The sequence below is a fragment of the Variovorax sp. J31P179 genome (genome assembly GCF_030316985.1).
GTDB classification, from domain to species: Bacteria; Pseudomonadota; Gammaproteobacteria; order Burkholderiales; family Burkholderiaceae_C; genus Variovorax; species Variovorax ginsengisoli_B.
In genome coordinates, this window is the sequence record NZ_JASZYL010000013.1 from 87749 (window position 1) to 97136 (window position 9388).

The 9388-nt window shown below is 70.0% G+C and carries 12 protein-coding genes; 1 reads left to right on the forward strand and 11 read right to left on the reverse strand.

Annotated elements, in window-relative coordinates; all coding sequences use genetic code 11:
* Positions 1-36: 36 nt before the first annotated feature.
* Complete coding sequence (locus tag QTI17_RS27450; protein ID WP_286536830.1) at positions 37-1242, reverse strand: MFS transporter; 1206 nt, start codon at positions 1240-1242, stop codon at positions 37-39.
* An 86-nt stretch (positions 1243-1328) separates the two neighbouring features.
* Here QTI17_RS27450 and QTI17_RS27455 point away from each other — a divergent pair, with 86 nt between their 5' ends.
* On the forward strand, positions 1329-1967 hold the full coding sequence (locus QTI17_RS27455) for a TetR/AcrR family transcriptional regulator (protein WP_286536831.1): 639 nt from the start codon (positions 1329-1331) through the stop codon (positions 1965-1967).
* On the opposite strand, the gene QTI17_RS27460 is transcribed toward QTI17_RS27455, so the two are convergent.
* From QTI17_RS27460 to QTI17_RS27505, 10 genes are all read right to left on the reverse strand, one after another.
* Positions 1949-2308, reverse strand: coding sequence for a type II toxin-antitoxin system PemK/MazF family toxin (locus QTI17_RS27460; RefSeq protein ID WP_286536832.1), 360 nt, complete (start codon positions 2306-2308; stop codon positions 1949-1951). The two genes, QTI17_RS27455 and QTI17_RS27460, sit on opposite strands and share 19 nt — an antisense overlap.
* Positions 2308-2586 carry an AbrB/MazE/SpoVT family DNA-binding domain-containing protein gene (locus QTI17_RS27465; RefSeq protein ID WP_286536833.1) on the reverse strand — a complete coding sequence of 93 codons (279 nt, stop codon included), beginning with the start codon at positions 2584-2586 and terminating at the stop codon, positions 2308-2310. Before QTI17_RS27465 ends, QTI17_RS27460 begins: the two co-directional genes overlap by 1 nt.
* 13 nt (positions 2587-2599) lie before the next feature.
* The gene (locus QTI17_RS27470; protein WP_286536834.1) at positions 2600-3256 is read right to left on the reverse strand and encodes a retropepsin-like aspartic protease family protein; all 657 of its coding nucleotides are present in this window, start codon (positions 3254-3256) and stop codon (positions 2600-2602) included.
* Between the two features lie 117 nt (positions 3257-3373).
* Positions 3374-4192, reverse strand: coding sequence for a fumarylacetoacetate hydrolase family protein (locus QTI17_RS27475; protein WP_286536835.1), 819 nt, complete (start codon positions 4190-4192; stop codon positions 3374-3376).
* Positions 4189-4569: an oxalurate catabolism protein HpxZ gene (gene hpxZ / locus QTI17_RS27480; protein WP_286536836.1), complete on the reverse strand. Its 381-nt coding sequence runs from the start codon at positions 4567-4569 to the stop codon at positions 4189-4191. Before hpxZ ends, QTI17_RS27475 begins: the two co-directional genes overlap by 4 nt.
* A gap of 87 nt (positions 4570-4656) precedes the next feature.
* Entirely contained in the window at positions 4657-5421 is a 765-nt protein-coding gene (locus QTI17_RS27485) for an SDR family NAD(P)-dependent oxidoreductase (protein ID WP_286536837.1), read from the reverse strand.
* A gap of 100 nt (positions 5422-5521) precedes the next feature.
* On the reverse strand, positions 5522-6007 hold the full coding sequence (locus tag QTI17_RS27490) for a DcrB/PsbP domain-containing protein (protein WP_286536838.1): 486 nt from the start codon (positions 6005-6007) through the stop codon (positions 5522-5524).
* A 17-nt stretch (positions 6008-6024) separates the two neighbouring features.
* Complete coding sequence (locus tag QTI17_RS27495; protein ID WP_286536839.1) at positions 6025-8493, reverse strand: CHAT domain-containing protein; 2469 nt, start codon at positions 8491-8493, stop codon at positions 6025-6027.
* A gap of 43 nt (positions 8494-8536) precedes the next feature.
* Positions 8537-9034, reverse strand: a complete 498-nt coding sequence (locus QTI17_RS27500; RefSeq protein WP_286536840.1) for a hypothetical protein — start codon at positions 9032-9034, stop codon at positions 8537-8539.
* A 167-nt stretch (positions 9035-9201) separates the two neighbouring features.
* On the reverse strand, positions 9202-9378 hold the full coding sequence (locus QTI17_RS27505) for a DUF3606 domain-containing protein (protein ID WP_286536841.1): 177 nt from the start codon (positions 9376-9378) through the stop codon (positions 9202-9204).
* Positions 9379-9388: the final 10 nt, after the last annotated feature.

Genomic DNA, 9388 nt, shown 5'->3' on the forward strand with positions numbered 1-9388 from the left:
CGTCGGATCACACGAGAGCGCCGGGTGCCCCGGTCCTCAGCGCCGAGCCGTACCCAACAGCGCAAGCAGCGCCAGCAGGACCACGCCGCTGCCGAACTCGTAGGCCGTCACGACGATGTTGCCCTGGTGCGCCACGTCGTACCCCGCCACCATCGCGGGCAGCCCCATCGCCAGGTAGGCGATCACGAACAGCACCGACAGCACGCCGGCCCGCTCCTGCGGCGCGATCAGCAGCACCACGCTGCGCAGCGCGCCCTGGAAGCCGGTTCCGAAGCCCAGCCCCGCGACCGCGCTGCCGAGCAGGAACAGCAGCACCGAATGCTGCGCGATCGCGGTCATCACGAGGGCCATGCCGGCGATCAGGGCGACGGCGCCGAGCCGCATCAGCGCCCTGGGCGAGGCTTCGCGGATCAGGTACACCGCCAGTGCGCCGCTGCCGGCCAGCACGAAGAGCGCGAATCCGCCGAGGAGAATCGAGGTCGTGCCCGCGAAACTGCGGATCAGCGTCGGCCCGAGCGATGCGTAGAAGCCGGCCATTGCCCAGACCGCGACCAGCGCGGGGGCCGCCAGCAGCAACGGCCCGCGCACCGCGAGCGGCACCGCCAGCCGTGGCCTGAGCGAGGCCCATGCGCCCGTCCGCACGGGGGCCGTCTCTTCAATGAAGAACACCGCGACGCCCTGCAGCACGAAGATGCTGCCGAGCAGCGCGTAGACCAGGTGCATCGGTGCCGGCAGGTACTGGATCATCAGCCCTGCGACGAGGCCGCCGGCCGCCGTGCCCATCATCGGCGCGACCGAGTTCGCGATCGCACCCCGGCCCTTGTCGATGTCGAGCAGGCCGGCGCCCGCCGCCGCGATCGCGGCGCCAGCCGACAGCCCCTGGACCACGCGCGCCAGCAGCAGGTCGGGCAGCCCGTCGGCGGTGGCGAACACCAGCATGCTCACGGCCTGCGCCGCGGCGGCGGCGATCAGGATCGGCCGGCGCCCGACGTGGTCCGACAGCCGGCCGCCGACCAGCAGCGCCGACAGCACCGCCAGCGCATAGATCCCGAAGGCCAAGGTCAGCATCGTGGCCGAGAAGCCCCATTGCTTCTGGTAGATCGCATAGAAGGGCGTCGGCGCGCTCGATCCCGCGAGAAAGCCCAGCGTCATCGAGGCCTGCAGCAGGAAGGCGGCATTCGGCGAGAGGCGGCGGCGTGTGGGCACAGGCGCTGTGAGGGCGGTCGGGCAGAGGGAGGTCATGGACGTGCTCCGGGAATTCAAGAAACCATACAGACCGATCTGTCTGGTGCTTGCAGTGTACAGACCGGTCTGGTAATGTCAAGCCCATGGAAACGAAACAAGCGGTGGCGCCGGAACGCCGCTCGGCGCGCGACCGCCTGCTGGCGGCGGCGGACGAGCTTTTCTACGAAGGCAGCATCCACACGGTCGGCATCGAGCGCGTGATCGAGCGCGCGGGCGTGGCCAAGGCCTCGCTCTACGACACCTTCGGCAGCAAGGAGGAACTGATCCGGGCCTACCTCGAGGCGCGGCAGGCGGCCCGCAAGGCACGCATCACCGCCAGGCTGGCGACCTGCGCGACCCCGCGCGACCGGCTGCTGGGCGTTTTCGATGCAATGGAAGAACTCATGTCCACGCCCGGCTATCGCGGCTGCGCCTTCAACCGGGCGGCGGCGGAGTCGAAGCCGGGCACCCCGGTCAAGGGCGCCTGCGACGACGCCCGCAACTGGATGAGGGACTTGTTCACCGGCCTGGCCCGGGATGCCGGCGCGGCCGATGCCGACCACCTGGCGAGCCAGCTGGTGCTGCTCTACGACGGCGCTTCGGTGTCCGGCCAGATGGGGACGGGCGGCAGCGCGGCGGCTGCGGCGCGCGAGATGGCGGCGCTGCTGCTGGATGCGGCGACGGCGAAGACGTCCCCGCCAGGACCAGGCCGCGCGAAGGCCGCTCAGATCTCGATGATCTGATTCAAGGTTTCGCAAGCCGCTTCGAAGACCGAAGGCGGCACCTGTTTCCAGGGGTGCGCCTTGGCTCTGCGCAAGCGCCAATCGAAGGATTTCGGCTGGTGCGCAAGCACGTAGCTGTCGACGTTCTTGGGCCCGCTGAAACGAATGGCGAATGGGTTGGTGTCGTTGTATGACGCCGTCGTCATCGGCAAGCCGATGACTAGGCTCGTTCGATCATTGAATGCCTTGGGAGAAAGCACCAGCATCGGGTGCAGATCCTTCATTTCTCTGCCGACCTGGGGATTGAAGTCGATCCAGATGATGTCCCTGCGGTCAGGAACCCACGATGGCGCCTTTGCCATCAGAACAATTCGGCGCCAAGACGCTCTGCGGCCATGGCTTCGCCGCCATGCCTGGAGGGCTCGAAGGCCTTGAGTTTCTGCGCGAGCGACAGCTTGGCCTCGCCAGCAACGCGCAGAAAAATGCCGCCTTCGACGACCTCCACGGTGATGGGCATGCCCCGCGCCAAGCGGGCGGCGCGGGCGACCGGCGCAGTCAGTCGCACCGCCAGGCCATTGCCCCACTCCTGGATCGTTTGTTCGGCCTTGACGTGGTCGGAAGACATGGCTTTCTCGTTCATGTGAAGAGGCACTCTACCTTCTGGGTTTCGATGTGTCAACAGGTAGAAACGGCGCTCGCGCAGACTCGTTTCTGCTCACGATCGTCATCTCGCGCTCGTTGGCCGTGACCTCGAACATCGACAGCAGTTCCTGACCCAGAAGGGCGTCCGGCGACTTGCCGCCCAGCGACCCCACGACCACCGTCGCCTGCCGCACCCTGAACGGACCGAAGGTCATCGGAACGCCCTCGATCCGCCTTCCTTCCATGATGCCGCCGCTGGTCTGGACATGGGCCGGCGCGCCGCCGATCAGGTTGGAGCGGGCGGCGAAGGCCTCGGTGACGGCGACGCCGGCCTGCACGGTCGATGCCTTGTCGATCACGAACTGCACCGGGAAGCCGTTGACCGAGCCACGGATCCAGAAGCGGCCGTCCTGGCCGATCGGCACCGTGATCTGCCGGGAACCGTCGATCGCGATGTCTGCCGTCTTGTCTGCATGCGGCCGGTCCGGGTCGACCAGCACGCAGCCGCGCGATTTGAGCTGCGCCGCCCCCTCGCCGGAGGGCACGTTGGTGTAGGTCTTGCCGCATTTGAAGATCGGCTCGGCGGCGGCCGGCTGCAGGACCAGGCCAGCGGCCAAGGCGGCCGGCGCGCCCAGGAGGCGCAGCGTGGATCGGGCGTGCTGGAACATGGGGCACCTCGCGCGACAAACGACAAGGCGGACGATGCCTCAATCGATCGCCATGCGGCGTCGGCCGGGTGCGGCGGCAGCCGAGCGGTGGGCTGGAAGCGCCGGACGGCGCCCGGTTCAGAACTGCAGGGCGAGCGCGCCGAGGTCGGCGAAACGGACTTCCACGCGATCCCCCGAAACGGCGTCGCCGAGGCCGCTCCAGCTGCCGGTGGTGACCACGGTGCCGCCGGGCACCGTGCGGCCGCCGCGCGTCGCATGGGCCAGCCACGACGGCAGCAGCCAGGTCGGGTCGCCCAGCGGATGGGTGCCCTCGAACGACTGGGGCTGCACGCCTCCGATCCTGATTTCACAGCGCTGGCGCGACCAGTCGCGTTCGTCGAAGGCGCGCCATTCGCCGAACACCAGCGCGCCGTGCGACTGCTGGTCGGCGAGCTTCAGCCATGCGACGTCCGGCGCATCCGGCGCCGGCGCAGCCCAGCGGGTGTCCACCACCTCGACCGAGACGGTCATCGCATCGACGAGTTCGCGCGCCGGAGGGGTCGTGCCGGCAGCCCATGCGGCGACTTCCCCGGCCGTCACGTCGCGCCGCGTGCGCAGGGCGACTTCGGCCTCGATGCCGCGACGGTGAAAGTGCTGCCCCTGCAGCGAGGCCGTCTGCCCCGGCGCCACGGCCTGCACGCCCGCCGGCGGCAGGCCGGCATGCGTGAGCACCGCCTGGCGCGAGGGCCCGCCCGACTTCCAGAAGCGCGGCGGCGTGCCGCCGAACCAGCCGAGCGCGGCCGCCACGCGGTCCTGCACCGCATAGGCCTCGTCGGCATCGCGCAGGCAGCCGAGCCAGGGCGCCATCGGCAGGGCCTGGCCGCTGCGCCGGGCGCCGGCGAGGGCATCGGCCAGGCGCTGGAGGCGGTCGTCGCCGCCCACTGGGTGACGGCTCATGACATCAGGCTCACGTGCGCCGACACCACGCGCCAGCCGTCCGTCATCCGCACCCAGGTCTGGCTCTGGCGGCCGATGCGCTCGCTGCCTTCGCGGCGGAACTCGATGTTGGCGACCGCGAAGTCCTGCCCGAAGGTGGTGATCGCGCGGGCCGTGATGGTGCGCTCGAGGTTGTTCGCAGGCCGGCCCCGGCGAAACGCCTGGATCGCCTCGAAACCATAGAGGTTCTCGCCGGCGCCGTAGCGCAGGGTATGGGGAGACACCCAGAACAGGCGGTCGAGCGCGGGCACGTCGTTGCTCGTGAGCGCGCGCTCGTATTCGTCGAAGACGGCCTCGACTTCGGCGAGGACTTGCGGCAGGTTGATGGCGGGATCCATGGTGTTCCGGTGAAGGGGAGTGGGTTCAGTGATGCGGCACTTCGCGCTGGCAAGAAGCGTACCTTGCCAACGGCGATGGCTTGGACATCAGCAGGTCACGCCACCGTCGATGACCAGGCTCTGCCCGGTCATGAAGGCGCCGGCCTGCGAAGCCAGGAAGACCGCCGCGCCGGCGATCTCGTCGGGCTCGCCGATGCGCCGCAGCGGCGTGCTGTCGGTGCGCCGCCGCAGGGTCTCGGGGTCTTCCCAGAGCGCGCGCGCGAAGTCGGTCTTGATCAGGCCGGGCGCGATGCAGTTCACGCGCACGTTGTGCGGCCCGTATTCGACGGCCAGGTTGCGCGCCAGCTGGAAGTCGGCCGCCTTCGAGACGTTGTAGGCGCCGATCACCGGCGAGCCGCGCAGCCCGCCGATCGACGAGACGATGATGATCGAACCGTCCCTGCGCTCGATCATCTGCGGCACGGCGAAATTGATCAGCCAGTGGTTGGCGATGACGTTGTTCTCGAGGATCTTGCGGAACTGGTCGTCCTCGATGCCGCCGAGCGGGCCGTAGTAGGGGTTCGATGCCGCGTTGCACACCACGATGTCGATCCGGCCCAGCTGCCGCGTGGTCTCGTCGACCAGGTGCTTCAGCTCGTCCTTGGACGAGATGTTGGCGGGGATCGACAGGGCCGCACCCGGGCCCTGGGCACGGTTGATTTCGTCGCGCACCTCGGCGCAGGCGTCGGCCTTGCGCGACGAGATCACGACCCGGGCGCCGTGCTCGGCCAGGCGCAGGGCGATGGCGCGGCCGATGCCGCGCGACGAGCCGGTGACGATGGCCACCTTTCCGGCCAGCGAGAACAGGGACATGGGACTCTCCGTTGGAAGTGATGGGAGCGATGCGACGACCCGCATCCAGGGCCGAAGCATGCCAGCCTTTGGCCCGCCCCCTGCACGCCGATCGGCCCCTTCACTGGCGCCCCCCCGTGACGCGGAAGCTGGCCTCGATCTGTTCCAGGTCGCCCTTGTAGGTCGCGAAATCGCTGCGCGGCGCGGAAATCATCAGGACATAGCCGGTCTCGCCGTCCACCGTGGCGACGATCTTGAGCACGGCCTCGGTGCCGCGCGGATTGACGCCGGTGAACCAGGCGTAGGCGCCCGGCTTGCCGCCGAAGAGGGCATCGCCCGAACTGGTGCCGGCGAAGCGCGGCCACTGCGACGGGAACTTCTGCCCGATCGCCTCGACCAGCCCCTTGGGCGCACCGCGGCCGCTGACCTTCATCACGCTCGCATAGGCGGGACCCTTGAGGAACGACACGCCCCCGGACTGCGCCTCGACCCGCCAGCCGGGTGGCACCTGCAAGGCGTAGCGGCCGTCGGGGTCGGTATACGTGGTTTGGGCGTGCACCAGCGGCACGGCGGCCAGTATGAGCGCGGCCAGGAACGGATGTCTCATCGTCATGCCTCCTCGCGTCAGGGTCCCACGAGAACGAAAGCGCCCCATGCTTGGGGGCGGTCCCGGCCCCGATCCCTGATGACCATCTGCCGGAGTTCCAACTGAGCATCCCGCAACGCGAGGTGCTTGTCCATGCCTGACAGCCACTTGCGATAGAAGAGCGTCATCAGCACGCGGGTCTCATCGTCGGGCACCTTCCACAGGCTCATCATCACGCTCTGCGCGCCGGCCAGTTCGAACGCCCGCCGCAGCCCGAGCACGCCCTCGCTCTGCAGCACCCGCCCGAGGCCGGTCTCGCAGGCGCTCAGCACCACCAGCTCGGTGCCGCGCAGATCGAGCATCGACGCCTCCAGCGCGGTCAGCACGCCGTCGTCGTTCGCGCCCGATGCGCCTTCGTTGGCGCCGGCCAGCACCAGGCCGGAGCGCAGCATCGGGTCCTCGGGCGTCCCCGGCCGCGCGCCCTGGCGCTCGAAGAAGCCGTGGCTGGCCACATGGAGCACGCGCGGATGCCGAACGCCCTTGAGGTAGGACTCGGTCGCCGCCTTGCCCTCGACGCTTTTCACCTGCCAGCCGGCGCCGGCCAACAGGCGCGACAGCGCCGCGATCTCCTCGCGCGTGCCCGGCAGCGGCGCAAAAAAGGCTGCCCTGCCCGATGCGCTGCCGAAGTCCGCGTTGCCGATCAGCACGGCGCCGTTCGCCGACACGGGCGCAGGGGCCGCGAGCAGGTCGCGCGTGCTCGACAGCAGGCGCAGGTCCAGCCTTTCGGCGAGCAGGCCGCCGCCGTCCCCGACGGTGGCCCAGGCGACCTGGTTCAGGATGTCGTCCGGGGCCAGGTGGATGCGCTTCGCATCCGCCAACGCGGGCTCGAGCGGTGTCCAGAACGCGTCGCGGAAGCTGCGTTCGCCGGCCGGCGGCGGATCGCGCGCCAGCCCGGCGCGCCGCCGGTAGTCCCGCATGGGTGCGGCCAGGCTGGCGGCATCGCCGAGCGCGACCAGCCGGGGAGGGCGGTCGCCGGGCGTCAGCACCAGCGCGGCAAAGCGCCGGCGCGCGGCGCGGTCGTTGCCGCGCGGTGGCTCGAAGGCGATGTACTCGACTGCCGCCTCCTGCGCCTTCAGGGCCGCGCGAACGTCCCGCCATCGGGCCGGCCTGGCGCCTCGCTCCTCCTGCGCGGCGAACGCAGCCGAGCGTCTTGCCAGCTGCCGCTCCAGGTCGGCGCCTTCGCGCGCCAGCCGGTCGACAGCGTCGCCCGTCGTGCCGCGGCGCCGCAGGTTCGCCAGCAGGGTGCGCCGTTCGCGCAACCGCACCGTCAGCGCGATCGCCTGGGGGTCGCCCTCGCGTTCGATGCGCGCCAGCAGGGCGCGGACGCTGACCGCGACCATCCCCTTGCGCGCCAGCACCGCGTCGTACATGCCGCCGGCAAGCTCCGGCCGCGGTCCCGCGTAGGCCAGCACGAATTCGAAATAGGCCGAGAAGAACCGGTCCGTGTCTTCGAGCAGGCCCAGGCGCTCGTCCTCGCTCATGAAGCCGAAGTACTGCGCGAGCCGCGCCCGCAGGTTGGCAAAGGCCCGATCGAAGTAGGCCTGCGCGCAGTCCGGCTTGCCGGCCGCGTGGCAGAGGGCGGCCAGGTCGATCAGGCTGCGTCCGAGGTCGGGATGGTCGGCGGGCAACCGCTCTCGGATCGCCAGTGCGCGCAGCATCAGGTCTTCGGCCTTCCGGTGCTCGCCGCGCTCCTCCAGGACCACGCCGAGCCCGTGCAGCGAGGTCGCCGTCACCGGATGGCTGTCGCCGAAGGCGCGCAGCCGGATCTCCAGCGCCCATTCGAGCAGCCTCCGGGCGTCGTCGTACGCCCCTTCGCGCGCCTTCAGCGATGCCATCAGGCTGAAGGTCTCGGCGATCGCGGGGTCGCGGCTCGACCGGTCCGGCAGCAGCGCCATGCTCTTTTCGGCCAGCGACCAGGCGTCCTGGAAGCGGCCTTCGCGGATGTAGAGGTTGGCCAGGTTGTTGAGCCAGGTGGCGACGAACAGCTGCGGTGTTCCGATGCCGTCGCCGAGGCCCAGGGCCTGCTTGTAGAGCCGCTCGGCGTCATCGAGCCGGTTCACCCTGCCGTAGAACAAGCCCAGGTTGTTGAGCAGGGCCCCCATGTCCGCCGGCCCGACACCCCAGCCGGTGCGGCCGATGTCGACGGCGCGGCGCAAGGGCGCCTCCGCCTGGTCGTATTGGCCACCGTCGAGATAGGCCAGCCCGAGATTCGACAGCGCGGCCGCCAACCCCGGGTGGTCCTTGCCGAGGCGGGCTTCGGCTTGCGCGACCGCGTTCTTCGCGGCCGCGACCGCTTCGTCGTAGCGGCCCTGCTCGAGCAGGACCACCGCCTGCCGGTTGATCGCATAGATCGCCTGGACCTCCTGCGGACCCTGGGCGCCCGAGCCCGCCACGGCACCCGCGACGATCGCCGCCAAGGCGAACTGCGTCACGAGCGGGTGCTTCATGGATGCGGTCCTCGCCGGCGCGCGGCCGGCCTGGATCAGGCGCTCATGATTCTGCCCGCCAGCCGGCGATCAGCCGCCTGATCACGCCGGCACCGCCCTTGGGGTCGGAGCCGATCGGGCGATCCCGGTACAGCGCGCGCAGTTCGCCGAGCACCTCGTTCAGCGCGGCGAGGTTGCGTTCGGTATAGAGCCAGACGCCGGTGACGACGAAGTGCCCGGGCACGGCGGACGGCTTGGGCGCGACCTGGACGTTCTCGATCCCGATGCGATGCATGATTTCGGCCCGATCGGCCGAGTGCTGGGTGGCGCCGGCCAGCATCGTCACGGGGCGCGTGAAGGCAAAACTCACCGCCTGCACCTGCTCGAAGTGCTCGACGACGAAGGCGCAGATCTCCAGGAAGACGAGCCGGCCCAGATGCCGGGCCTCCTCCAGACCGCTCAGCGGGGGCGTGAAGTGCTCCACCCGGATCTCGGACCCCGTCGGGCTGACCGGCACCGGGTCAAGGGTGCAGACCAGCAGCTCTCCGTCGTGGACCAGCATGGGGTCGCCCAGCCTGTACGTGGCCCCTCCGGGGCCGGTGATCCGAAGTTTCTTTGTCTTCATCGCCACATGCACGGGCCCGCGCCCGTTTCCTCCAAACCATGACCACCGACTGTAGTGGATCGCGCCGACCCCGCGCGGCGCGGAGGCGACAGGCCCGGTCGTTTCTAGTTCTTCTTGAGGAACAGCCGCACGGCTTCCGCGCTGTGGCCAACCGCCTTCACGGCTTCCTTGAGCTGCTCGGCCGTGCAGCCGAGGGTTTCGGACCAGCTGCGCACTTCGTGGGGCTCGTCGATGGCGATCAGCTTCCGGTCGAGACGGGTCTTCTTCGGGTCGTCTGCCATGGCGGGCCTC

Coding starts and splice junctions, on each gene's coding strand:
- QTI17_RS27460 (WP_286536832.1), bottom strand. CDS start 2,308: ATGGCAAAGGCGCCATCGTGGGTTCCTGACCGCAGGGACATCATCTGG.
- QTI17_RS27495 (WP_286536839.1), bottom strand. CDS start 8,493: ATGAAGCACCCGCTCGTGACGCAGTTCGCCTTGGCGGCGATCGTCGCG.
- QTI17_RS27490 (WP_286536838.1), bottom strand. CDS start 6,007: ATGAGACATCCGTTCCTGGCCGCGCTCATACTGGCCGCCGTGCCGCTG.
- QTI17_RS27470 (WP_286536834.1), bottom strand. CDS start 3,256: ATGTTCCAGCACGCCCGATCCACGCTGCGCCTCCTGGGCGCGCCGGCC.
- QTI17_RS27500 (WP_286536840.1), bottom strand. CDS start 9,034: ATGCTGGTCCACGACGGAGAGCTGCTGGTCTGCACCCTTGACCCGGTG.
- QTI17_RS27505 (WP_286536841.1), bottom strand. CDS start 9,378: ATGGCAGACGACCCGAAGAAGACCCGTCTCGACCGGAAGCTGATCGCC.
- QTI17_RS27475 (WP_286536835.1), bottom strand. CDS start 4,192: ATGAGCCGTCACCCAGTGGGCGGCGACGACCGCCTCCAGCGCCTGGCC.
- QTI17_RS27455 (WP_286536831.1), top strand. CDS start 1,329: ATGGAAACGAAACAAGCGGTGGCGCCGGAACGCCGCTCGGCGCGCGAC.
- hpxZ (WP_286536836.1), bottom strand. CDS start 4,569: ATGGATCCCGCCATCAACCTGCCGCAAGTCCTCGCCGAAGTCGAGGCC.
- QTI17_RS27485 (WP_286536837.1), bottom strand. CDS start 5,421: ATGTCCCTGTTCTCGCTGGCCGGAAAGGTGGCCATCGTCACCGGCTCG.
- QTI17_RS27450 (WP_286536830.1), bottom strand. CDS start 1,242: ATGACCTCCCTCTGCCCGACCGCCCTCACAGCGCCTGTGCCCACACGC.
- QTI17_RS27465 (WP_286536833.1), bottom strand. CDS start 2,586: ATGAACGAGAAAGCCATGTCTTCCGACCACGTCAAGGCCGAACAAACG.